Source organism: Thermotalea metallivorans, from assembly GCF_001562415.1.
Lineage (GTDB): Bacteria > Bacillota > Clostridia > Peptostreptococcales > Thermotaleaceae > Thermotalea > Thermotalea metallivorans.
Window position 1 is genome coordinate 58,405 of sequence record NZ_LOEE01000046.1, and the last position, 24,310, is coordinate 82,714.

Consider the following 24,310-nt stretch of genomic DNA (forward strand, 5'->3'; position numbering starts at 1 on the left):
TCAGCAACCTACCTTTTTTTAAAATTGTGGTTTTGTTCCCGATTCATTCCGTTTCATGATTTGCACACCTTGGGGCGTGTCCTTTAGAATAAAGCCCTTCTCCTTTAGTTCATCCCGGATTTTATCCGCTAAAGCAAAATTTTTCTCTTTTCTTGCCTTCTGTCTTTCTTCCACCAACTGCAGGATATCAGGATCTATTGCCTCTTCATTCCTTTTATTCAGCAAGCCCAATACTCCGGCCAGCTCCACAAGCAAAGCATAGCTCCTCTGCACCAGCTCCTTGGAAGAAGTTCCCTTTACATTGGAATTGATCTCCTTCACCAGCTCAAAAATGGCCGCAATGGCATCGGCTGTATTCAAATCATCATCCATCGCCTCAATAAATTTATCCTTATAGATCTTCCACTGGGCAAGGAGCTGCCTTTCCTCATCCCTTACCATCCTGTCTTCCACATTCTCCAACAAATGTTCCAAATTTCCCTTGGCATTATAAAGGCGATCTAGAGCACTTTGGGACTGCTCCATCAATTCCCTGCTGAAATTAATAGGATTTCGATAGTGAGCCGATAATAAGAAAAATCTTATGACTTCCCCATCAAATTCCTTTAATATATCCCGCACAGTAAAGAAATTTCCCTTTGATTTCGACATCTTTTCATCATTGATGGTAATATATCCATTGTGCAGCCAATACCTAGCAAAAGGATGTCCCGTACAAGCTTCGCTTTGGGCAATCTCATTTTCATGATGGGGAAAAATCAAGTCTTGTCCCCCTGCATGAATATCAATGGTTTCTCCCAGATATTTTGTAGACATTACAGAGCATTCAATATGCCAACCCGGCCTTCCCTTGCCCCAAGGACTGTCCCAGGCCTGCTCCCCGGGCTTCTGAGCTTTCCACAGGGCAAAGTCCATAGGGTTTCGCTTCACCTCATTGACTTCGATTCTAGCCCCTGCCTCCAGATCCTCCAGACTTTGCTTCGAAAGTTTTCCATATTCATGGAATTTTGTGGTGTCAAAATACACATCTCCATTGACCTCATAGGCAAACCCTTTGTCAATCAGTTTTTGGACAAAGGCAATGATTTCCTCCACATTCTCTGTTACCCTGGGATGTATGTCTGCCTTCCTGATCCCCAAAGCCGCTGCATCTTTATAGTATTCCTCAATATATTTTTCACTGATTTCTCCCGGGCTGATGCCCTCTTCGGCAGCCCGGGCAATAATTTTATCATCAATATCCGTAAAATTTTGCACATAGGTCACTTTATAACCTCGATATTCGAGATATCTTCTCAGGGTATCAAACACCGTAAAGGGCCTTGCATTTCCTATATGAAAATAATTGTATACCGTCGGCCCGCAAACATACATTTTTACCTCCCCAGGTACCAAGGGCACAAATTCTTCCTTTTTTCTTGTGAGTGTATTATATAGTTTCATAGGCTTCTCTCCCTTTCTAATTCTAATATTTTTTTCTCTAATTCTACAATGCGCTTTCTCAAACACTCCAGTTCCTCAGCGATAGGATCCGGCAGTCTTACTTGATCCAGGTCAATTGGATCCCTATGCATATTTTTTAACTTTACATTATCTTTTATAACCACGTGTCCAGGCACTCCCACTACTGTGCAATTGGGAGGGACTTCCCGCAGCACCACAGATCCAGAGCCAATTTTAGAACCGTCCCCTACTTTAAAAGGTCCTAGTATTTTGGCACCACTGCTGATAACCACATTGTTTCCTATGGTGGGGTGTCTCTTTCCTTTTTCTTTTCCTGTCCCTCCCAAGGTAGCCCCTTGATAGATGGTTACATCGTCGCCGATTTCCGTAGTTTCACCAATCACAACACCCATTCCGTGGTCAATAAATAACCTTCTGCCAATTTTGGCACCGGGATGAATTTCGATCCCTGTAAGAAAGCGGCTAATTTGAGAAACAAGCCTGGCCAAAATCTTAAAGTCCCTCTTGTATAATCCGTGGGCGATTCGATGAAATATGACGGCATGGACACCGGGATAACACAGGAGGACCTCCAGCCAATTGTTGGCAGCCGGGTCCCTTTCCATCACCGCCTTGATATCCTCACGAATCAATTTAAAAAGTCGAATCATAGATCCTTTCCCCCCTTCTTTATCGATAAATCAACCCAAAAAAACCTTCTTCTCTATAATCCATATTACAGAGACGAAGGTTTTCCGCGGTTCCACTCTGCTTAGGCTCAACAATGCCCCAGCTCTATGGGCTTATAACGGTGCCCTCTCCGGCTGTGCCTACTATATTTTCGGACAGCGGCTCCTAGGTGCATTTCAGTTTAAATATACCTTAAGCTACTCTCAGCCTGCGATAGCTTTTCTCTGTCAGGATATTTTAAACCTACTCTCCTCATCCATGCCATTTTCTATATTCATTTCTGTTGTCCTTTCATTTTGACAGCAACAAATGATTCTTTACATATTCTATGCGAGATAAAATATTTTGTTTCCCGATTACTTTTAAAATCAAAGGAAGATCTGGGCCGTGGACAGCGCCCGTCAGCACTACACGAATGGGCATGAAAAGATTTTTTCCCTTGATTCCAGTTTCTTTCTGTATTTCCTTGAATATATTTTGCACAGTGTCTTCATCCACAGTCTCCACCCCTTGAATTTTTCTGGCAAAGACCTCCAACAATTGGGGCAGGTGTTCCAGTTTTAAAATTTCCTCCGCCTCCTGGCTTTCCGGCTTAATTTCTGCAGTAAAGAAAATTTCCCCTTTGTCAACAATCTCCCCAACATAGGAAAGGCGATCCTTCATTACAGTTACCATATCCTGAATCCAATGATATTTTTCTGAAACTTCTCCTTCTGCAATATAACCTGCCCTTATGAGATGGGGAATCGCCAAATCAGCAATTCTTTCCACAGAACTTTCCCGAATATAATGGCCATTGATCCAATTTAATTTATCCGTATCAAAGACGCCACCACTCTTGGATACCCTATCCAAAGAAAACTTCTCTATCAATTCATCCATGGAGAAAATCTCCTGATTGTCCTCAGGACTCCAACCAACCAAAGCAATATAGTTCACCAGGGCCTCCGGAAGGTAACCTTTTCTCATAAAGTCTTCTACAGCCACATCCCCATGCCTTTTGCTCAACTTCTTCCTCTCTGCATTTAAGATATTGGGCAAATGGACAAATTGGGGCACCTTCCATCCGAAAACTTCATAAAGATATACATGCTTCGGCGTAGAAATCAACCATTCTTCCCCGCGAATCACATGGGTAATGCCCATCAAATGATCGTCCACAACCACAGCAAAATGATAGGTAGGGAAGCCGTCGGATTTCATCAAAACCTGATCATCCATATCATTTGTATTGACCGTGACATTCCCCCGAACCACATCCATAAACTGTATATCCTTGTTTTCCGGCAATTTCAAGCGAATCACATAGGATTCTCCTTGGGCGATTTTTTCTTTTGCCTCTTCCAGGGTATATTTTCTACAATGACCATCATACTTCGGCGTTAGACCCATGGTTTTCTGCTGTTCCCTTACTTCCTCCAACCTTTCTTTTGAACAGAAGCAGTAATAAGCATGACCTCCTTCAATCAACTGTTGGATATATTTCTGATAAATATCTAATCTCTCCGACTGAATATAGGGACCGTATTCGCCTTTTTGAACCAGTTCACCATTTTCCAAAACTGCACCTTCATCGTGATTCACGCCGGCCCACGCCATAGCTCTGAGCATACCTTCGATGGCACCCTCCACATATCTCGTTTGATCTGTATCCTCAATCCTCAAAACGTACCGGCCCCCATGCTTTTTCGCAAATAAGTAATTATAAAGGGCTGTTCTTAAACTGCCTATATGGACAAATCCTGTGGGACTTGGCGCAAATCGAACTCGTACTGTCATTTTCCTGCCTCCCCAAACATATATTTCTTTTTGCAATTTGCAAAATCCTATCCCTTTTTTATATTAGTTTATTATATCCCAAAATATTTTGGTTATCAAGGGAGTCCCCCGATTATTTTTACTTCATTCCCGCCTGTTTCAAAAGCTTCAATGTTTTGAACACGGCCCCGTTATAGGCCAATTCTTCCCTGCCTTTTTCCCTTCTCAGTTTGAACTCCACAATGCCTTCTCCTGCCCTTTTCCCTACAGTAATTCTGATGGGGATGCCGATTAAGTCTGCATCTTTGAATTTCACTCCACCCCGTTCATCCCGATCATCCAGGAGTACATCTATATGGGAATCCCTCAGGGCTTGATAGATTTTTTCTCCCATACACATTTGGGTTGCATCCTTCACGTTTACCACAGTCACCATTACCTGGTAAGGAGCCACGGACAAGGGCCATAGGATGCCATCCTCGTCATGATGCTGCTCCACAATGGCAGCCATAGTCCTGGAAACCTCGATACCGTAAGCGCCCATCACCATCAATTTTTCCTCCATATTTTCATCTACATATGTTGCCTCAAAAACCTCACTGTATTTGGTTCCTAACTGGCGGATTTGTCCTACCGCAATTCCCCTAGCCAAGGTTACAGGAGAGCCGCATTGGGGACAGGGATCTCCTTCCTCCATCAGTCTTAAATCCACAATCATGTCGGCCTGAAAATCTCTTCCATAATTTACGTGAACCATGTGATAATCTGTTTTGTTAGCACCAGCTACAGCATTTTTCATCAAAGGAACTTCCTGATCTGCTACAATCTTTGCATGCCGCAAGCCTACAGGTCCTGCAAACCCTGTTTCCGCCCCTGTACATTTCTTTACATCCTCCGCCGATGCAAATTCTAGTGCATGGGGCGGCACCTTCAGGGCATTGGCCAGCTTCACCTTATTTAATTCCCGATCTCCCCGCAGCACCGCTGCGACCAGTTGATCCTTTACCTTGAAAATCAATGTTTTCAGCAACTTATCCCCTGGCACCCCTAAAAATGTTTTCAAAGCATGGATGGTTTTGATATTGGGGGTATAAATTTCCAGCAACCTTCTTTCCTCTCCATCTTGGTTCCATATCCCCGCCGCACAGACAGCCCTTTCAAGGGTAGCTGCAAAGTCGCAGGAGTTACAACATGCGATCATATCTTCTCCATGCTGGGAAAGCACCGTAAATTCGTGGGAATCCAAGCCACCTATCATGCCCATATCTGCTTTCACAACCCGAAAATCTAATCCGCAGCGTCTAAAAATTCTGCTGTAGGTATCGTGCATTTCCCAATAAGTCAGATCTAAACCATCCCAATCCTTATCAAAGGAATATGCATCCTTCATGATAAATTCTCTGCAATCTATTAACCCCAACCTAGGTCTTTTCTCATCCCTATATTTCTTTTGAATCTGATATAAATTGAGAGGCAGTTCCCTGTAGGATTTAACCTCGCCCCCGACGAGCATAGCAAAAATCTCCTCATGGGTAGGTCCTAGGCAAAACTCTCGCCCGTTTCTATCCATAAGCCGGAATATTTCCTGTCCAAAATCAGCCCATCTGTCTGATTGTTTCCACAGTTCCCCAGGCTGGAAAGCAGGCATTGTGAGCTCCTGTGCTCCCTTGGCGTCCATTTCTTCACGAATTATTTGCTCAATTTTGCGAATCACCCTATATCCCAAGGGCATATATCCGTAGATGCCGGAAGCCAGCTTTCGGATCATGCCGGCCCTTAACAGGAGCCGATGGCTGGGAATCTCCCCATCGCCGGGTACTTCCCTAAGCGTGTGAAAATACATTTGGGACATTCTCATCTCTTTCAACCCCTTTGCCCATATTCATGCACATCATCATGCACCGGTGAGAACAGAGGTGGTTATATGCCTATAACCACCTCTGTTCATATTGCAGACAGCGCAGTAGAATGATCAGGAACCCTTGAGCTACAGACTTCGGAACAAATCAACAAATCTAACCTCAAGGGTTTTAAAAACCTGTTCTCCTAGTAAGCCTTTGCTACATAAACCATATGCTTTGCTTCTTTTCCGCAGAAATGGCATTTGTCTCCCAAATCTTCCTGTTCAAATGGAATACATCGGATCGTTGCACCTGTCTCTGCTTTGATATTGTCCTCGCACTGGCGGTCTCCGCACCACATACCCTTTGCAAACCCAGGTCTTTCCTCCATCTTCTTCTTAAAATCCTCAAAATCACTAATATCATAGGTGTTTTCATCTCTGTGTCTTCTTGCCCTCTCCAACATCGTATCATGAATGTCATCCAAAAGCTTCAATACAGTTTCCCTTAAGCCTTCCATGGGTACCGCTTGCTTTTCTAGGGTATCCCTTCTGAAAATCATTACTTGATTTTTCTCTATATCCTTTGGTCCCACTTCTATGCGGATAGGCACGCCCTTCATTTCATATTCATTAAATTTCCAACCTGGTGAATAATTGTCATTGTCATCAATTTCTACACGAATGTCATCTCCCAAAAGTTGTTTCAATTCATAAACCTTATCCAATACTCCCTCCTTATGCTGGGCGATAGGAATCATCACCACTTGGATCGGCGCCAGCCTTGGAGGCAGTACAAGCCCTCGATTATCGCCATGGACCATGATAATGGCTCCAATCAATCTTGTGGAAACACCCCAAGAAGTATGGTACGGATGTTGTAGTTCCCCATTCCTGTCCAAGTACGTAATTTCAAAGGCCTTTGTAAAGTGCTGCCCTAAGTTGTGGGAAGTTCCTGCCTGCAGTGCCTTTCCGTCATGCATCAGGGCTTCCATGGTATAGGTTGCATAGGCGCCCGCAAATTTTTCCTTATCGCTCTTCCTTCCTGTTACCACCGGAATCGCTAAGAGCTGTTCTGCCGTTTCTTTGTAGATATCCAACATTCTTAAAGTTTCTTCTTGGGCTTCATGATAGGTTTCGTGAAGGGTATGTCCCTCCTGCCACAAAAATTCCGAAGTTCTCAAGAAGGGTCTTGTAGCCTTTTCCCACCGCACAACACTACACCACTGATTGTATAAATAGGGCAGCTCTCTATAGGATTTTAGCCATTTTGCATACATGGAGCAAATAATGGTTTCGGAAGTAGGTCTTACACATAGTCTTTCCGGAAGCTCCTCTTTCCCCCCATGGGTCACCCAAGCTACCTCCGGTGCAAATCCTTCCACGTGTTCCGCTTCTTTTTTCAACAAACTTTCAGGGATCAAAAGAGGAAAATAGCAGTTTTTGTGGCCTGTATCCTTAAATCGTTTGTCCATATATTTTTGAATGTTTTCCCAGATGGCATAGCCATAGGGTTTAATCACCATGAATCCTCTTACAGGAGAATAATCTACCAGATCTGTTTTGAGGATCACATCCGTATACCACTGGGGAAAATCTACCTCCATCGGGGTAATATCTTCAACAAACTGCTTTTCTTTTTTTGACATCTCTCTCTACTCCTTTCATCGATACTTATTTCCTTCAAGATAAATCTTCCATCATAGAATGGACTTTTTGAAACTGTATGCCCATGGATTTCACAATGGGAGATACATAACAAACAAGGTCGCTCAACAGGGAAAAGGTCTATTCTGAAAGTACGATAAATAACAAAGTCTTCCGTTAGAAAATTTAAAGGAATACTTTGTTGAAATACATGACGAAAATTATGACTTATCCACAATCTATAAAAGTACATAATTTCCTATGTGCTATAAAAAAAACCTTTCCTCTCTACGATAGCATATAGAGACGAAAGGTTATATTTCCGCGGTACCACTCTAATTAACCCCCTATGGGATTCCCTTTATCTGGAGATAACGGTCCAGAACCCGTAAGGACTTACTTCATTTTCAGTCCCAAGCTCCAGGGCGGGTTCGAAAAGCTATCGCATACAGAATCTTTCAGCCCAGGGATTCTGCTCTCTGAAAGGATTCGCCAATCTACTGTTCCCTTTCCCAGCCTTTTTCAGTTGAATTTACCTATATATTAACCAATTCATTGCCCTTTGTCAACGGGCAAATCCATAGAAATCATGTCTTTCCTCAAAATGACTGTTTTTCATGCTATATTTAATACTATATTATACAATTCCTATGATATTTGCTACTGCTTGGGCCGCAATTCCCTCTCCCGTCCCCGTAAAGCCAAGACCTTCCGTTGTCGTAGCTTTCACATTGATACAGTCCACATGGACACCCAGGGCTTGGGCAATATTCTCCCGCATTTTCAAGATGTAGGGAGCCATTTTGGGTTTCTGGGCGATAATGGTAGCATCCACATTGCCCACTCGATATCCTTTTTCCTTGATCATACGATGGACCTCCATCAACAATTCTATGCTGGAAGCCCCTCTATATCGCTCGTCATTATCAGGAAAATGCTTCCCTATGTCGCCAAGGGCCGCAGCGCCCAATAGGGCATCTTTAATGGCATGGAGCAGCACGTCAGCATCAGAATGTCCCAAAAGGCCTTTTTCATAAGGAATCTCTACACCTCCGATGATTAATTTTCTTCCGTCCACTAACCTGTGTACATCATATCCGTGCCCTATTCTCAACACCGTTCCTTCTCCCCTTCCCCGGCTTAATTTTTCCCTTTTGCAATCCAACATTGCCTCGGCAACCATCAAATCCTCCGGTGTAGTAATCTTAATATTCCCGTAATCTCCTTCCACCATTTTTACCTTGATGCCCATATGCTCCACCAGCATTGCATCGTCTGTTCCTAAAATTTTTTGGTCAATGGCAAAATCATGGGCTTTTCGAATGACATCCCTTTGAAAAGCCTGGGGTGTTTGTGTGATCCAGACATCCTCCCTTTTCGGTGTGTAGCACACAAACCGGTTCTCTCCCATCATTTTCACCGTTTCTTTTACTGGCACTCCTGCAGAAACTGCCCCATAAATCTTCGCTTCTTCTATGCATTGTTGAATCATCTGTTCCGTAACAAAAGGCCTGGCACCATCATGAATTAACACAATTTCCGTTTCTTCTTCCATGGCCTGAAGTCCCAGATAAGCCGACTCCTGTCTTTCTTTCCCACCCTTTACCACTTTCTTTACTTTTTTATACGGGTATATCTCCAAGATATTTTTTCTGCACAGTTCCTGTTCTTCTTCGTGGACAACCAATATAATCTCATGGATCAGAGGACTTCTTTCAAAAGCACCAAGGGTATGGGCAAGGACAGGTTTATCCTTTAATATCAAATATTGTTTATTCAAGGATGCTTTCATCCTCTTGCCTTGTCCGGCTGCTAAAATAATGGCGGTATTCATATCTTGCAAATGCTCCTTTACCATAAACTCAGCCCAGCATTTGCTGGGCCTATATTGATCATCAACAACATTATGCCGTTTTATCTGCCATTGACTTCGGTTTCGCAAAAATCATCCTGCCCGCTGCTGTCTGAAGGACACTGGTTACCAATACACCCATCGTTTCACCAATATGCTTTCTTCCGCCTTCCACCACGATCATCGTACCATCATCTAAATAAGCAACACCTTGCCCTGATTCTTTTCCTTCCTTGATTACTTGGACAATCATTTCCTCTCCGGGCAGTACCACAGGTTTTACTGCATTGGCCAATTCATTAATATTCAATACGGGAACTCCTTGCAATTCTGCTACCTTATTCAAATTATAATCATTGGTCACCACTTTTCCATTCATGTATTGGGCAAGTTTTAAAAGCTTTATATCTACCTCAGCCACATCCTCAAAATCCTTATCTACAATTTCAACTTGAACATTCAATTCCTTTTGAATCCTATTTAAAATATCCAAGCCTCTTCTTCCTCGGTTTCGCTTTAGACTGTCAGAAGAATCGGCTATATGTCTAAGTTCTTCCAGCACAAATTCCGGGATGACAATAGTGCCCTCCACAAAACCCGTTTGTGTAATATCGGCAATTCTACCATCAATAATCACACTGGTATCCAAAATCTTTGGGGGACTCTTATACTCCGGCTTTACCGGCACCTTCTCCTTGGATGCTGTGCTTTTCTTAAATAACGCAGCCAAATTACTCAGATCATCTCTCTTCTTTGTAGCGATACTCACACCCAGATATCCCAAAAAAATGTATAATAAGATAGACAAAATCATTCCTAAAAATGGTATAGGTATGCCTAATAAAAGTTGGCTTATCAAATAGGCGATGAACAAGCCAATAATCAATCCCATCGACCCAATGACAATATCTGTCGTTGGAATTTTTTGCAGTTCTCCTTCCACCCAATTGGCTGAATTCAAGCCCTTCTCCATCAGCCATGGAGTAATAATAAAAAATATAATTCCGCCGGCAACGGCACCTATGCCATTGATGACCAACACCGTAATCGGTGTGATTTCAGGTACCTCTACAAATCGCTGCATTTCAACTAATTTCGTAAGAAGCATTGCAACCGCATAACCCGCCGAAGCCCCTGCCAAGGTCAACGCTCCACGAATAATTTTATTGAACATGCTTTTTCACCTCCTATCCAAAAATTATAACCATGGTATCTTTATTTTATAACTAAACTATATAGGTTTTCAATAGGATTTGTATTTTTTGGTAATTTTGCCTCATCATTTACACTTATACCCGCCGCTTTTCCAAAGGAACACTTTTTTCATTAAAAATAAAAAATTATGGTTCAAGCTGATACAAAAAGTAAAGCGCCCTTGGGACGCTCCATCTATATTCAGCTTATTGAACCGCCTCATTGATCAAGGCTTCTGCCATCTTTTCCTCGATACCCCTTGCCAATACTAATTCACTAATCAATATTTGCTTTGCATTGTTCAGCATTTTCTTTTCACCGGTGGAGAGACCTTTTTCTTTATCACGAAGCATCAAATTCCTGACTACAGCTGCAACTTCATAAATGTCTCCACTCTTAATCTTATCCAAATTTGCTCTATATCGTCTGTTCCAATTCTTCGGCATCTTCGTTGTATCATCATTTAATACGGCTATTACCTGTTCCACTTCATCCATGGATATGATATCCCTTAATCCGATATCCTCTACATTATCAAGGGGAATCATCACCTTCATGTCACCCAAAGGCATTTTCATAATGTAGTATTTACGTTTTTTCCCCAGAATTTCCTTTTCTTCGATGGCTTCAATGATTCCGGCTCCATGCATAGGATAAACAACCTTATCGCCAATATTAAACATGCAGCAAAACCTCCCAAATTATACATTGCCTCATATTAAGTATACAAAAATCAGGAAGTTTTGTCAAGAAACAGATATTTTATCATATGACTTAATACTTGTCAATCTCATTCATTTTTATTCAGCTTTTTTATTTACTTTTTCTTTGCTTATCCATCTGATTTTTTATCTTTATTAAAATTTTTTAATCCTATTCTCTCTATGGATATTATTTCAAACAGGCCTTCATCATGTTTCTCCTTTCCATTTTAAATATTCTATGGTAAAATAAACTAGAAAACAGAATCTCATTCCCAACCTGTCCCATTGAGGTGATTATAAAATGAAGGATGCTGTCTGCCATAAATTTCAGCAGGAAGTTTCAAACGTTTTGGTTCGTCACAAAAGTATATTGGATATCATAACCAAATATCAAGAAAGCTGCGCCAAAGTCAATCGTGCAATCATAAAATCCGTTACTGCCTGCGGATGTATTCGCATAGATGCAAAAAAGCAAGACATTCCCGACCATATTTCCTTCGAAGAGTTAAGTGATTATATGTCGAATCATATTGCAGGGGAATTATGCGATATCTGTAGAGATAAAGTGGAAAAAGAATTGGGAAATCATTTGTTTTATTTGGCGGCCCTTTGCAATGCCTTACATTTGAACTTGCAGGACATTATGCTGGATCAGGTCAAAAGCCTAGAAACCTTAGGAAAGTACAGCCTGTACTAGCATTTCTTCTTTGACTATCCATGGATATAACACTAGAAAACACCAATGTTTATTTCATTGGTGTTTTTATTATCGCAAGTGTCGGTCCATCAAAACCTGTTCTTGCACTCTTCTTAAGCCTTCTTTAATTGTTCGGGCACGGATCTCTCCGATCCCTTCCACATCATCCAATTCTTCAATGGAAGCTTTCAATATGCGCTGAAAATCGTTAAAATGGGCCACAACATTCTGAATGACCGACATGGGCAAGCGGGGGATTTTGCTTAACATTCTGTAACCCCTTGGAGAGACCGGTGTATCCAGCAGGGCATTCAATCCCCCGCTGTATCCTAAGATCTTTCCGATATTGGATAAATCCAACAATTCCTCTGAAGAGAGATTTTTGATTTGTCTTGTAATCCCATTATAGTCCAATCCTTCCCCATGAACCCGATAATCTTCAATGACATACTTGCCGTCTTCCTTGACATTTGCCAGTAATTCTTCCAATTGCATGCTCACAAGGCGCCCTTCATTTCCTAGCTCCGTTATATATTTATCAATCTCCGTAACAATCCGCATGACCATTTCCGTCCTCTGCAAGACAGTAGCTACGTCATAAATGGTTACCAAATCTTCAAATTCTAAAGCACTAAGGCTTGTCATCGCTTGATCCAGGACTTTTTTATATTTTTCTAACGTTTGAATCGCCTGGTTCGCCTTTGTTAGGACCTTATTGGTATCCTGCAGAATATATTTTGAATATCCCTTATAGATGGTAATAATGTTTCGCCTTTGAGATATGGAAATCACCATCTGTCCCGTCTGCCTTGCCACCCGTTCTGCTGTCCTGTGCCTTATACCGGTCTCTGAAGATGGTATGGATGGATCCGGAATCAACTGGGTATTTGCATATAGAATCCGCTTGGCATCAGAGCTTAATATAATAGCTCCATCCATCTTGGCCAACTCATAGATATAGGCCGTAGAAAAATCTATATTGATATAAAAACCCCCATCCACTAAGCTCATGACCTCTTCATTGTCCCCAACAACAATCAGCCCTCCTGTTTTCGCCCGCAAAATATTCTCTAAACCTTCCCTCAAAGGCGTGCCAGGAGCTAATAATTTGATGGAACCCATAATTCCCTCTTCTTTGATTCTATCTTCTCGTACCAATGGTTTGCCCTCCCAGTCCTGTGCTGAATGCCCTTTACATTATAATCAATCGTAGAAACCACTTTTGAAAAAAGTTCTCTATTTTCCAATTATACCACTTTTCTTCAATACCTATCACAAATTTTTTCTCTTTTGCAATTCCCTTTATGATCCTATTCCCTTTCCTGATGGAACATGATGGTAATGGCATCCTTCAGGGACTCAGCCCCAATCAATTGAATCCCATCATACTTTTGCATTTTTTCCACATTTTTTTTAGGCATGATGCATTTCTTAAAACCCATTTTTGCAGCCTCCTTGATCATTTTTTCAGCATGGGAAACAGGTCTTAGTTCTCCCGTCAAACTGATTTCTCCTATGGCTGCCGTAGTGGTAGCAGCAATTGGCAAGCCCTTCATGCTTGAATAGATAGCCAAAGCTACCCCTAAATCAGAAGAGGTTCCTTCTAGCTTTAATCCTCCCACCACATTTACATACACATCCTGATGGATTAAAGGAAGTCCTAACTTTTTTTCCAGTACAGCAAGAATAAGATTTAACCGATTCAGGTCAATTCCGATGGCCGTTCTCCGGGCGAATCCCAAGTTTGTAGGTGCCGCCAGAGCCTGAATCTCTACCAGCAAAGGTCTTGTCCCCTCCAGACTGCAAACAGCAATGGCTCCATCGATATGGGGATTCAGGCCTTCCAAAAATATGGCTGATGGATTCCCCACTTCAGCCAATCCTTCTTCCTTCATCTCAAAAACACCCACTTCACTGGTTGTCCCAAAACGATTCTTCATAGCACGAATCACCCTGAATTCTGCCGTTCGCTCACCGGTGAAGTGAAGCACCGTATCTACTAGATGCTCCAAAATTCGCGGTCCTGCCAACTCTCCCGTTTTGGTCACATGGGCTACAATGAAAATAGGAATATCTTTTGTCTTCCCGATTCTCATAAGATTGTTGGCGCATTCCCTTACCTGAGATACACTGCCTGGCGCCGAAGTTAAATCCGGCTTGAATAGGGTCTGGATCGAATCAACTACGATAAATACAGGATTGAGTTCATCGATATAAGCTTCAATAACGTCTACATTGGTTTCCGAGACAACCAACAGTCGTTCTGAAACTGCATGGAGTCTTTCTGCCCTCATTTTGATTTGCTCCTCCGACTCCTCGCCGGAAACATACAACACAATCCCGTACTGATCTGCCAGTTTACTGCTTGCCTGCAAAATCAGGGTAGACTTACCAATTCCCGGCTCGCCGGAAATCAGGGTTAAAGAACCTTTTACCAGTCCTCCTCCTAAAACACGATTTAATTCTCCTATACGAGTATCTAATCGAGAATAGATTCCTGACTGAATTGTTTTGAGAGATTGGGGTCTGACGGAACTGGTAAGGGTAGGAGATTTTTTGTATGGTTGTTCGGGGCTTTTCAACTCTTCCACCAGAGAATTCCATGCCCCGCACACACACTGTCCCATCCATTTTGGACTTTCATATCCGCAGGACTGACAGACAAAAACAGTTTTATTCTTTTTCGCCATTTTTTCCTCCTGTTTTTCCGTCCTTTTCCTTTGAAATTATGCTATCTATATTATGATTTTATACCTTTGATATTTTTTCGTCAATGTCATAAGAAATTTCCTTTTACATGAAAAGCCTTGCAGAAAAATCTCAAGCCATAAAATTTTTCTTTATATCTCATCTTTCAATATAATACAAGGGGCCTGCATCGGCCCCCTATGTTGATACCCTTACTTCCTTTTAAAGACAATCTCTCCATTTTCCACATCCACAAGGATATCGTCATTTTTCGTGATTCTTCCCTTCAGCATTTCCTCAGACAATTGATCTTCTACCATCTTCGTAATCGCCCGTTTCAACGGCCTTGCTCCGTAAGCCTGATCAAATCCCTTTTCAGCCAATAGCTTTCTCGCCTTTTCAGATACCTCTATAGAAATATTTATTTCTCTCATTCTCTTGGATAAATCTCTGATCATCAGCTCAACAATCTGTTGAATATGTTCTTCCTCAAGGGCATGGAAGACAATAATCTCATCGATTCTGTTTAAAAATTCCGGTCTAAAGGTTCTCTTTAGTTCACCCATAACATTTTCCTTCATCTTTTCATAGGCATCTTTCTTTTCATTTTCTGTATTTCCTGTGAATCCTAAGGTTGTTTGCTTCTTGATGGTATGGGCGCCCACGTTGGAAGTCATAATCACAACGGTGTGCTTGAAATCTACCGTTCTGCCCTTGGCATCGGTCAACCTTCCGTCATCCAGAATCTGAAGCAGGATATTGAACACATCGGGATGAGCCTTTTCAATCTCATCAAACAGGATGACAGAATAGGGCTTTCTTCTGACCTTCTCTGTCAACTGTCCTCCCTCATCATATCCTACATAACCTGGAGGAGATCCCACCAACCTTGAAACCGTATGTTTTTCCATATACTCCGACATATCAATACGAATCATGGCTTCCTCATCACCAAAGAGAGCCTCAGCTAGGGCTTTCGATAACTCTGTCTTCCCAACACCTGTAGGTCCCAAGAAAATAAAAGAACCAATGGGCCGCTTCGGATCTTTTAGACCAACTCTTGCCCTGCGGACAGCCTTTGCAACAGCATTCACAGCTTCTTCCTGCCCAATAACCCGCTGATGAAGGATTTTTTCAATGTTTAAAAGTCTTTCAGATTCTTCCTGGGCTAACTTGCTCACAGGAATTCCCGTCCATCCCGATACAATTTGAGCGACCTCATCTTCCCCTACCGTGGCTTGATCTGTTTGTTCTACCCTCCAATTGTTCTTTCTGTTGGCCAACTCATCCTTGATCTTTTTCTCCTCATCCCTGATTTTCGCTGCCTTCTCAAAATCTTGAGCGCTAATGGCCTCCTCCTTCTCTTTTAACAATTCTTCCAGCTTTTCCTCTAAATCTTTTAATTCCGGCGGTTGGGTTACCATCTGCAATCTTACCCTGGATGCAGCTTCGTCGATCAAATCTACCGCCTTATCGGGCAAGAATCGATCGGTAATATACCGATGGGATAACTCAGCGGCGGCCTTTAGCGCTTCATCAGTAATCTTTACACGATGATGGGCCTCATATTTATCCCTCAATCCCTTTAGAATCTGCATGGTTTCCTCCACTGTAGGCTCTTCTACAATGATAGGCTGGAACCTTCTCTCCAAAGCAGGATCTTTTTCCACATGCTTTCTATATTCATCTAGGGTAGTGGCTCCGATCGCCTGCAATTCTCCCCTTGCCAATGCAGGTTTTAGAATATTGGAAGCATCAATGGCCCCTTCTGCGGCCCCTGCGCCGATCATGGTGTGCATTTCATCAATGAACAGGATCACATTTCCTGCTTTTCTCAACTCCTCCATAACCTTTTTCAGCCTATCTTCAAATTCTCCTCTGTATTTGGCACCTGCGACCATGGAAGCCAGATCCAGGGTAACAACCCGCTTGTTTCTAAGAATTTCAGGTATATTGCCTTCTACAATCCTTTGGGCCAACCCTTCGGCAATGGCCGTCTTGCCCACACCAGGCTCGCCGATGAGGCAAGGATTATTTTTTGTTCTCCTGCTAAGAATCTGAACAACCCTTTCAATTTCCTTTTCTCTTCCGATGACCGGGTCCAGCTTCCCCTCTCTGGCCATTTCCGTTAAATCTCTGCCATATTCATTCAGGGTAGGGGTATTTTTTTTATGATTTGTCGTATAGGTATTGGCCTCCATATCTTTATTAGAAACCGAGTTCCCCAACAGTTTCATAATTTCTTCCCTGGCCTTCGACAGGCTTACACCGCTATCCACCAGTATTTTGGCAGCAATGCCTTCTCCTTCTCTGATTAATCCCAACAGCAAATGCTCTGTTCCAATATAATTATGCCCCAAAGCCCTTGCTTCTGCAAAGCTTAATTCAAACACCCTTTTGGTTCTGGGTGTAAAGCCGAGAAGTTGGGCCCCATCTTCATTTCCAAAGCCAATCATGTCCTCAATCTTTTTCTTCAACTGTTCCGTGCTGATTCCCAAGACCATCAACACCTTTGCCGCAATACCTTCTCCTTCCTTTAGGAGCCCTAACAGCAAGTGTTCTGTGCCTACATAATTATGCCTTAAATTTTGTGCTTCCTCTTGTGCTAATAAAATCGCCTTCTGCGCTCTTTCGGTAAATCTTCCAAACATCGCCATATTGGTAACACCTCCAATAGTTATTTCCTAAAAAATTCATCCATACATGTGTTTTCCTTTCTTAACCCTTTTTTTGAATCTTCTCCCGTATGAGGGCCGCTCTGCGGATATCCCTTTCATGGGCACTCAGAGGTTTTCCTGCTATTTTTTGCAGGTATGCCCCCTGGGACATCACCATGATTTGATTGACCACATCCATAGAAATCCCCTTGATAATTTGGGTATCAATGCCCAGCCTCAAATCCGATAAAAGTTGCATACATTCTTGAGAACTTAAGATTCTTGCATTGGCTAAAACTCCAAAGGACCTGTAGATACGATCTTCCAACTGGATAGGGTTGCTGGACAACAGTGTATTTCTTGCATCCCTTTCTTTTTGTATAATTTGTAATGTCACATCCTTCAGATTGCTAATAATTTCTGCCTCATTTCTACCAAGGGTAAGCTGATTGGAAATCTGAAAGATGTTGCCCAAAAACTCTGTTCCTTCTCCATAAATCCCTCGCACCGCCAATCCAATCTGACCAGCAGCTTGCAGGATTCGGTTGATATATCCTGTCATGGTTAAAGCGGGCAGATGCACCATCACCGAGGCTCGAATCCCCGTTCCTACATTGGTGGGACAAGATGTCAAATAGCCCAACTGCTCATCAAAGGCATACTGAATCCTTTCCTCCAATACATCATCGATTTTATCTGCAAGATCCCAAGCTTCATTCAATTGGAGTCCTGGCAGCAAACATTGAATGCGAATATGATCTTCTTCGTTAATCATAATACTGACAGATTCATCCCGATTCAAAAGAACAGCACTTTTTTCCCATTGCTCTGCCAGATGGGAGCTAATCAGGTATGTTTCTACCAACACTTGCCTTTCCAAGGGGGGCATTTCCTCTAATTCATATAATTTAAATTCATTTTTCAAAGTCGTATTCCCTTCGAGAATCCCGCTGCTGACCTTCTGGATCAGCTCCTTGCTTTTATGCTTCGTCAGGGCGATAGGAAAAGGAAAATCCTCGATGTTTCTCGCCAAACGAATTCTGCTGCTAATAATAATATCACTTTCAGGTCCCATCTGTTCCATCCACCTTGCCATCGCTTTTCACCCCTAATTCAGACTATTCAACTGACTTTCCATTTCACGAATTTGATCCCGCAATACAGCCGCCCGTTCAAACGCTTCTTTTCGGATAGCATCATCCAGCTCACTTTTCAGCCGCTTAATTTCCTTTTTCAGTCTTATGTTGCCTCCAGCCCGTTTTGGTACTTTTCCACTATGCACTTCGCTGCCTTGAACCCGCTTAATCAATGGAAACAATTTTTCGCGAAATGCATTATAGCACTGGGCACAACCTAGCCTTCCCAACTGCTTAAACTTACCGTAGGTCATTCCGCATTGGTCACACTTAGTTGTCTTGATATAATCTACTTTGATCGGAGAATCTTGAATGGAGTCCAACAGCCCTGTCAGGAAATTGTTGATGGAAAAGGAAGTATCAAAGGGCATTTCTTCACTTTGCTTGGCGCACTGTTCACAGAGATGAAGCTCTGTTTTCTTATCATTCAATATTTTGGTCACATGGACCGTGGCAGTTCTTTTATTGCAATTTTCACATAACATTTTATTCCCTCCCATCAAAGATAAAGACTGCTGCCAGCATATTTTTAAATATGTTGGCCCGAACCTGATCCTTCATATTTACCGGAATGTTGATGCTCCGGTCATTTACAGCAGCAGCCATGAGCCTTCCTTCTCTTTCCGAAATCCATTTCTTTTCCACCAATCGACGGATGATTCCTTCTGCTTTTACCCTGCCGATGGCATCTCCAATTTCTTCCATCAATATCTTTAGGTATTGGTTTTTATCCACATTGACCTTTACAATTTTAATGCAGCCTCCCCCACCCCTTCTGCTTTCAATCAGATATCCTTTGTCCACTGTAAATCTCGTCATGAGTACATAATTGATTTGAGACGGCGCACAATGAAAATAATCGGCCAACTCATTTCTTTGAATTTCTATGGCACGGTTGTTTGATTCCTCCAACAATTCCTTAATAAAGGCTTCAATAATATTGCTTAGCCTAGACATAATCATCTCCCCATTTTGACTTTCTTTGACTTTTATTTTAAAAAATTTTCCATTCCTTTTCAAGGATGATTTTTACTTATTTTTGCAAAATATATCTTATTTGTTTAAAATTTCTCTATTTTTCATTTCTCTTTATCTATTTTTACCACTGAACAAAAAAACCAATCATAGGATTGGCTGATTAATTGTGTTTTTTTCTGTGGGCAATGATATGATATTTTTCCCCCTCATGTCCTCCTTTGGGCAATACTTCAAATCCATGATCCCGCAGTATGTCAAGGATATATCCTGCCCGGTGGGATTCGACGGCATCCATGGTGATGATCAATTCATCCTCCGGCCCTACCTTCTTTATAATTTCTAAAAGCCTCCCATTGGCACTAAGCCCCAATTCCCCGTTATAATGAATGAAACGATCACTCATTCTTTTGCCTCCTTTGTCATTTGCTCCTCTTTAGTTTTTGCAACCATCTCCATATTATTCAAGCTTGTTCATGGAAAAATTCATAGACAGACGAAAGGCAAAGCAGCATCACCATCAGGAGCCCTATCTCAAAGGTTTTTCTGCAAAATGCAGATGGAGCCTTTTCGCTCCATCTCCATCACTATTTTTCCGCCTTGGCAGCTTCTATTACTTTTTGGCTCAGATGTTGAGGCATTTCGTCGTATCTTTCAAATCTCATGGTAAAGCTTCCCCTTGCCTGGGTCATGGATCTTAGGTCAATGGCATATTTCAACATTTCTGCTTGGGGTGCTTCCGCAATAACTCTTTGCATGCCGTCACCCAGAGGTTCCATACCTAAAATTCTGCCTCTCCGCTTATTCATGTCTCCCATGATGTCCCCCATATACTCTTCTGGAACAGTGATTTCCACATGCATAATCGGTTCGAGCAATACCGGCTTCGCTGCTTCCATACCCTTTTTAAATGCCAAGGATGCTGCAATCTTGAAAGCCATCTCCGAGGAGTCCACATCATGATAGGATCCATCATACAGGGTAGCTTTTATATTCACTACGGGATATCCTGCCAGGACACCGCATTCTAAGCACTCCCTCAATCCCTTTTCTACCGCAGGTATATATTGTTTTGGCACAGACCCGCCAAAAATTTCTTCTGCAAATACAAAATCTTCTGTAGCAGGCTCAAAGCGTATCTTGACGTCTCCATACTGTCCATGGCCCCCTGACTGTTTCTTATGCTTGCCTTGCACATCGGATTTTCCCTTGATGGTCTCCCGGTAGGGAATCTTTTGATCCACCAATTGCACATCTACACCAAATTTTTGTTTTAGCTTGTTGGTAATCACATTGATATGGATATCTCCCTGTCCGCCGATAAGAGTTTGCTTTGTTTCCGGGTTTCTTACCACTACGAAAGTCGGGTCTTCCTCTGTGAGACGGCTTAATCCTGAACCGATTTTTTCTTCATCACCCTTTGCCTTTGGCTCCACGGCCATAAATAAAGTAGGCTCCGGAAACTCAATCTTGTGATATCGGACAGGATGGTTTTTATCACACAGGGTATCTCCCGTAGACGCATGCTGCAGTTTTGCAATGGCCGCTATATCTCCAGCCACAACTTTGTCCACAGGCACTTGGGTTTTTCCTCTTAATACGAACAAACTTCCTACCTTTTCTACCTCATCCTTCTCAGGGTTATAAACCTCCATATCCCCTTTTAATTCACCGGAAATGACCTTTATCAGAGAAATCTTTCCTACATAGGGGTCCACTACCGTTTTGAATACAAAGGCAGAAAATGGCCCGGAACTGTCGATTTTTCTTTCCACAGATGTGCCGCTCTTTATATCAACCCCTTCGTAGGGCTTCATATCCTTCGGGGAAGGCATATAGTCACTGATCATATTCAGCAGTGTATGAATTCCTATATTATTGACGGCCGAACCTACCAATACAGGCACAACATCTCCCGCCAGCACGCCTTTTCTGAGACCCTCATGGATCTCTTCAAGGGTAAATTCCTCTCCAGCAAAATATTTTTCCATAAGCACTTCATCGCTTTCAGCCACTGACTCGATAAGCATTTCTCTCACGGGACCAATCATGCTGATCATATCATCCGTTAACCCTTTATCTACACATTCTTTGCCGTTGTATTCCCTAGCAATCATATCTACTACATTAATGAAGCCTTTAAAATTATTGGTTTCCCCAAGGGGTATGGCAAATGGTGCAATGGCCTTTCCAAACTTTTCTCTTAAATCGTTCAATATTTTATCAAAATTAACGTTTTCCTTATCCATTTTGTTGATAAAAATGAACTTAGGCATTTTGCGATCACTGGTATATTTCCAAACCTTTTCTGTTCCGACCTCAATCCCTGAAGATGCATCCAGTACAATGATGGCTCCGCCGGCCACCCTTAAGGCACTGTTGACCTCTCCTGCAAAATCAAAATAACCTGGTGTGTCGAGAATATTATATTTATAATCTTTCCATTCAATTGGAATCAGTGATGTGCTAATGGATATCTTTCTTGCAATCTCCTCTTTGTCAAAATCCGATACTGTATTTCCATCCTCTACTCTTCCCAATCTATTGATAACCTTTGTCGTAAACAACATTGCTTCTGTCAAGATCGTCTTACCGCAACCGCCATGACCAATCAATGCTACATTCCTTATTTTATCACTTGGATATCCCTTCATTTAGTTTCCCCCTCGCTTATTGTTGTAATATTTAGACAACTAATATTTATAATATTCTTCACTATTCTGAAAATTCCTTTATTTTTGTTGTGGAAAAGTTAATTTTTTCACCTTTGCCTTTTTCCCACTTTCTTTTTATAGTAAGACACCGCTAAAGTTTGATTGATGCCTTTATGAAGATAATCTTTTTATGCTGCAAATGTTTTGTTGCCAGTTACCGGTCACCAGTACTGGTAGCTGTTAGCTGATAGCTGACGGTTGCTAATCAGCGGCAACGATTTTTTAAAAATGTAACACTTTTCCTAAAATCTTTATGTTATAATTAGTTTGGATATCTTACAAAAATTTTGTAATTGGGGGAGGAAAATAAAATGGCGATTCAGCACAGAACAGAAATTGCCGATCTTCAACCTTATAAACCCGGCAAACCCATTGATGACGTAAAAAGAGAGTATGGTTTAACCCATGTTGTAAAACTGGCATCCAATGAAAATCCTTTAGGTTGTTCCCCAAAGGTCATGGAAGCTATCCGGCAAGCATTGGATAGCCTCAGCCTATATCCCGATGGCAACTGTACAGAGTTAAAAACCGCCTTGGCTGCCAAGTTCGGCTTAAAGCCATCCCAGATTTTGCCCAGTGGCGGATCCGATGAAATGGTGGATATGATTTCAAAGGCCTATGTCAATCCTGGCGATGAAGTCATCGTAGCGGATATCACCTTTCCCAGATATATGGCTACGGCAAAAATGATGGGAGGTACCCCTGTGGTTGTCCCATTAAAGAACTTTACCTATGACTTGGACGCTATGTATCATGCCATCACGGACAAAACAAAACTTATATGGCTATGCAATCCAAACAACCCCACCGGTACCATGTTTGGAGAAAAGGCCCTGATGGAGTTTCTGGACAAAGTACCTCAACACATTATGGTCATCTATGATGAAGCCTATAACGAATATGTAACGAGGAGAGATTATCCTCAAGAAGCCTGTCGTTTGATCGATAAATACCCCAACATCGTGGTTATGAGGACTTTCTCAAAAATCTACGGTTTGGCAGCCCTTCGGGTGGGCTATACCATTGCCCGTGAAGAGATTATCACGACACTGAACAAAATCAGAAACCCTTTTAATGTCAACACCCTGGCACAAAAAGCAGCCATTGCTGCCCTGGCGGATCAAGATTTTATTCAAAAGGCTTATGCCTTAAATAAGCAAGGAAAAGAATATCTTTATCAAGCCTTTGATCAAATGGATATATCCTATGCCCCCTCAGAGGCAAACCACATTTTTTTCAACTGTCGGTATGATGCTCAGGAAATCTTTGAAGAACTGCAAAAAAGAGGTGTCATTATACGCCCCATGTTTGCCACCTATGCAAGGGTATCCATTGGAACCATGGAAGAAAACCAATTGTTCATTGAAACATTGAAGGAAGTTTTCAATATATTGGAGACAAAAAAGGAAGCAGCCTGTACATGCTGCTGTGATTGCAAATAACAAAGAAAAAAGTGGAGTGCCTCTGCATTCCACTTTTTTTCAATGATTATTCTATGATACCGGACATTCTGATCACTTCTAAGCCTCTCTTTTCAAGCTCTCGGATGAAAATATTCAAGCCGATGGAATCACTGGCCATATGTCCTGCCACAATCACATTTCCGATATTTTGCTTTTCTACCTCTTCCCGTACATCGTCGGGAACATGCATACAGATAATCGTTCCCACACCTGCTTCAAAGTATGCCTTGAATACATCGGCTCCCCCATTGGTACCTCCTGCCATGAGCACGGCCACCTTACCGGCATAATCTCCCTCACTGCCTACCCGAATGACAGGTCCTGCCGGGGTATGCCGATATTCATGGATCTCATTCAAGTATTCCATAAGATCTTTCAGCGTAGCCTTCGGATGCCCTTTAATTTTTTCGTTGATATGATTTTGTACAAATTTCTCCGTAATTATATCCGCGGGCAAATGAATATTCATATAGGGCATCTTCAATAATTTTGCCGCAGATCGTACCTTGTCATAGTTTTTCCCATGGGAAGCTCTCTCAAGGATTCCTATCTTCTTCTTCAATGCCTTCTGGGCCTTGTTGATGGGTACCCCAAATTCCACCATTTTGTCGATCTGGACAGCCATCACCTTATGAAAATAAACTTCCTGCTCCCCCGTATGGGGATGATGGCTGATCACCAAATCCATGCCCAGTTCCTTTGCCAGCAAAAGCTCTGGGGTTTCCATATCAATGCCAATTAATACTTTTTTGATGTCATTTCCTTCTACAGAGATTCCGGAATCCCAGGGAATTTCTTGCAGCCCCGCCAGTTCCAAGGCTATGTTCATAATTTCCGTTGTATTCATTTCCA

19 protein-coding genes, 1 pseudogene and 2 other annotated features are annotated in these 24,310 nt (G+C 42.1%); of the genes and pseudogenes, 2 read left to right on the forward strand and 18 right to left on the reverse strand.

From position 1 onward, the window contains the following. Positions 1-18: 18 nt before the first annotated feature. The 9 genes and pseudogenes from cysS to AN619_RS10695 form a co-directional block, all read right to left on the reverse strand. Positions 19-1,443 carry a cysteine--tRNA ligase gene (cysS, locus tag AN619_RS10660; protein WP_068556818.1) on the reverse strand — a complete coding sequence of 475 codons (1,425 nt, stop codon included), beginning with the start codon at positions 1,441-1,443 and terminating at the stop codon, positions 19-21. Beyond that, the gene (gene cysE / locus AN619_RS10665; protein ID WP_068556821.1) at positions 1,440-2,114 is read right to left on the reverse strand and encodes a serine O-acetyltransferase; all 675 of its coding nucleotides are present in this window, start codon (positions 2,112-2,114) and stop codon (positions 1,440-1,442) included. Before cysE ends, cysS begins: the two co-directional genes overlap by 4 nt. Before the next feature lie 66 nt (positions 2,115-2,180). Then, positions 2,181-2,401 (reverse strand) — a binding site (T-box leader). A 23-nt stretch (positions 2,402-2,424) separates the two neighbouring features. Beyond that, a complete protein-coding gene (gltX, locus tag AN619_RS10670) occupies positions 2,425-3,912 on the reverse strand; it encodes a glutamate--tRNA ligase (RefSeq protein WP_068556823.1) in 1,488 nt (495 codons plus the stop codon). A gap of 118 nt (positions 3,913-4,030) precedes the next feature. Then, positions 4,031-5,749 (reverse strand): proline--tRNA ligase, encoded by a 1,719-nt coding sequence (locus AN619_RS10675; protein ID WP_068556825.1) that lies wholly within the window; start codon positions 5,747-5,749, stop codon positions 4,031-4,033. A 188-nt stretch (positions 5,750-5,937) separates the two neighbouring features. Continuing rightward, positions 5,938-7,380, reverse strand: a complete 1,443-nt coding sequence (gene proS, locus AN619_RS10680; RefSeq protein ID WP_068556827.1) for a proline--tRNA ligase — start codon at positions 7,378-7,380, stop codon at positions 5,938-5,940. A gap of 297 nt (positions 7,381-7,677) precedes the next feature. After that, positions 7,678-7,901 (reverse strand) — a binding site (T-box leader). 114 nt (positions 7,902-8,015) lie between these two features. Further along, on the reverse strand, positions 8,016-8,492 hold the full coding sequence (gene ispF / locus AN619_RS16595) for a 2-C-methyl-D-erythritol 2,4-cyclodiphosphate synthase (RefSeq protein WP_334292199.1): 477 nt from the start codon (positions 8,490-8,492) through the stop codon (positions 8,016-8,018). A gap of 60 nt (positions 8,493-8,552) precedes the next feature. After that, positions 8,553-9,236: pseudogene (gene ispD / locus AN619_RS16600) on the reverse strand (2-C-methyl-D-erythritol 4-phosphate cytidylyltransferase); the annotation flags it as partial. Between the two features lie 46 nt (positions 9,237-9,282). Next, the gene (locus AN619_RS10690) at positions 9,283-10,404 is read right to left on the reverse strand and encodes a PIN/TRAM domain-containing protein (protein ID WP_068556829.1); all 1,122 of its coding nucleotides are present in this window, start codon (positions 10,402-10,404) and stop codon (positions 9,283-9,285) included. A gap of 226 nt (positions 10,405-10,630) precedes the next feature. Next, positions 10,631-11,107, reverse strand: a complete 477-nt coding sequence (locus AN619_RS10695; RefSeq protein ID WP_068556831.1) for a CarD family transcriptional regulator — start codon at positions 11,105-11,107, stop codon at positions 10,631-10,633. Between the two features lie 322 nt (positions 11,108-11,429). Between AN619_RS10695 and AN619_RS10700 the strand changes: the two genes are divergently transcribed. Next, entirely contained in the window at positions 11,430-11,825 is a 396-nt protein-coding gene (locus tag AN619_RS10700) for a nucleoside triphosphate pyrophosphohydrolase family protein (protein ID WP_068556833.1), read from the forward strand. Between the two features lie 69 nt (positions 11,826-11,894). On the opposite strand, the gene disA is transcribed toward AN619_RS10700, so the two are convergent. The 8 genes from disA to fusA all read right to left on the reverse strand — a co-directional run bounded on the left by disA (position 11,895) and on the right by fusA (position 21,935). Next, complete coding sequence (disA, locus tag AN619_RS10705) at positions 11,895-12,983, reverse strand: DNA integrity scanning diadenylate cyclase DisA (protein WP_278279899.1); 1,089 nt, start codon at positions 12,981-12,983, stop codon at positions 11,895-11,897. 152 nt (positions 12,984-13,135) lie between these two features. After that, positions 13,136-14,515 (reverse strand): DNA repair protein RadA, encoded by a 1,380-nt coding sequence (radA, locus tag AN619_RS10710; RefSeq protein WP_068556836.1) that lies wholly within the window; start codon positions 14,513-14,515, stop codon positions 13,136-13,138. A 210-nt stretch (positions 14,516-14,725) separates the two neighbouring features. Further along, positions 14,726-17,170, reverse strand: coding sequence for an ATP-dependent Clp protease ATP-binding subunit (locus tag AN619_RS10715; RefSeq protein WP_068556838.1), 2,445 nt, complete (start codon positions 17,168-17,170; stop codon positions 14,726-14,728). Between the two features lie 61 nt (positions 17,171-17,231). Further along, positions 17,232-18,266, reverse strand: coding sequence for a protein arginine kinase (locus AN619_RS10720; protein ID WP_068556840.1), 1,035 nt, complete (start codon positions 18,264-18,266; stop codon positions 17,232-17,234). Between the two features lie 12 nt (positions 18,267-18,278). Beyond that, entirely contained in the window at positions 18,279-18,791 is a 513-nt protein-coding gene (locus AN619_RS10725; RefSeq protein ID WP_068556842.1) for a UvrB/UvrC motif-containing protein, read from the reverse strand. A 1-nt stretch (position 18,792) separates the two neighbouring features. Further along, the gene (locus AN619_RS10730; RefSeq protein WP_068556844.1) at positions 18,793-19,263 is read right to left on the reverse strand and encodes a CtsR family transcriptional regulator; all 471 of its coding nucleotides are present in this window, start codon (positions 19,261-19,263) and stop codon (positions 18,793-18,795) included. A 181-nt stretch (positions 19,264-19,444) separates the two neighbouring features. Beyond that, a complete protein-coding gene (locus AN619_RS10735) occupies positions 19,445-19,687 on the reverse strand; it encodes a hypothetical protein (RefSeq protein ID WP_068556846.1) in 243 nt (80 codons plus the stop codon). Positions 19,688-19,868: 181 nt separating this feature from the next. Further along, entirely contained in the window at positions 19,869-21,935 is a 2,067-nt protein-coding gene (gene fusA, locus AN619_RS10740; protein ID WP_068556848.1) for an elongation factor G, read from the reverse strand. A 371-nt stretch (positions 21,936-22,306) separates the two neighbouring features. Here fusA and hisC point away from each other — a divergent pair, with 371 nt between their 5' ends. After that, a complete protein-coding gene (hisC, locus tag AN619_RS10745; protein WP_068556850.1) occupies positions 22,307-23,437 on the forward strand; it encodes a histidinol-phosphate transaminase in 1,131 nt (376 codons plus the stop codon). Between the two features lie 46 nt (positions 23,438-23,483). Here the strand turns inward: hisC and AN619_RS10750 are convergent, their stop codons facing one another. Beyond that, a complete protein-coding gene (locus AN619_RS10750) occupies positions 23,484-24,305 on the reverse strand; it encodes a Nif3-like dinuclear metal center hexameric protein (RefSeq protein ID WP_068556852.1) in 822 nt (273 codons plus the stop codon). Between the last annotated feature and the right edge of the window lie 5 nt (positions 24,306-24,310).

Excerpts from the sequence above, each read along its gene's own strand:
- AN619_RS10720 (WP_068556840.1), bottom strand. The coding sequence starts at position 18,266 with ATGGCAAGGTGGATGGAACAGATGGGACCTGAAAGTGATATTATTATT.
- hisC (WP_068556850.1), top strand. The coding sequence starts at position 22,307 with ATGGCGATTCAGCACAGAACAGAAATTGCCGATCTTCAACCTTATAAA.
- gltX (WP_068556823.1), bottom strand. The coding sequence starts at position 3,912 with ATGACAGTACGAGTTCGATTTGCGCCAAGTCCCACAGGATTTGTCCAT.
- fusA (WP_068556848.1), bottom strand. The coding sequence starts at position 21,935 with ATGAAGGGATATCCAAGTGATAAAATAAGGAATGTAGCATTGATTGGT.
- AN619_RS10675 (WP_068556825.1), bottom strand. The coding sequence starts at position 5,749 with ATGAGAATGTCCCAAATGTATTTTCACACGCTTAGGGAAGTACCCGGC.
- AN619_RS10750 (WP_068556852.1), bottom strand. The coding sequence starts at position 24,305 with ATGAATACAACGGAAATTATGAACATAGCCTTGGAACTGGCGGGGCTG.
- AN619_RS10715 (WP_068556838.1), bottom strand. The coding sequence starts at position 17,170 with ATGGCGATGTTTGGAAGATTTACCGAAAGAGCGCAGAAGGCGATTTTA.
- proS (WP_068556827.1), bottom strand. The coding sequence starts at position 7,380 with ATGTCAAAAAAAGAAAAGCAGTTTGTTGAAGATATTACCCCGATGGAG.
- radA (WP_068556836.1), bottom strand. The coding sequence starts at position 14,515 with ATGGCGAAAAAGAATAAAACTGTTTTTGTCTGTCAGTCCTGCGGATAT.
- AN619_RS10695 (WP_068556831.1), bottom strand. The coding sequence starts at position 11,107 with ATGTTTAATATTGGCGATAAGGTTGTTTATCCTATGCATGGAGCCGGA.
- AN619_RS10690 (WP_068556829.1), bottom strand. The coding sequence starts at position 10,404 with ATGTTCAATAAAATTATTCGTGGAGCGTTGACCTTGGCAGGGGCTTCG.
- AN619_RS10700 (WP_068556833.1), top strand. The coding sequence starts at position 11,430 with ATGAAGGATGCTGTCTGCCATAAATTTCAGCAGGAAGTTTCAAACGTT.
- cysE (WP_068556821.1), bottom strand. The coding sequence starts at position 2,114 with ATGATTCGACTTTTTAAATTGATTCGTGAGGATATCAAGGCGGTGATG.
- AN619_RS10725 (WP_068556842.1), bottom strand. The coding sequence starts at position 18,791 with ATGTTATGTGAAAATTGCAATAAAAGAACTGCCACGGTCCATGTGACC.
- AN619_RS10730 (WP_068556844.1), bottom strand. The coding sequence starts at position 19,263 with ATGTCTAGGCTAAGCAATATTATTGAAGCCTTTATTAAGGAATTGTTG.
- cysS (WP_068556818.1), bottom strand. The coding sequence starts at position 1,443 with ATGAAACTATATAATACACTCACAAGAAAAAAGGAAGAATTTGTGCCC.
- AN619_RS10735 (WP_068556846.1), bottom strand. The coding sequence starts at position 19,687 with ATGAGTGATCGTTTCATTCATTATAACGGGGAATTGGGGCTTAGTGCC.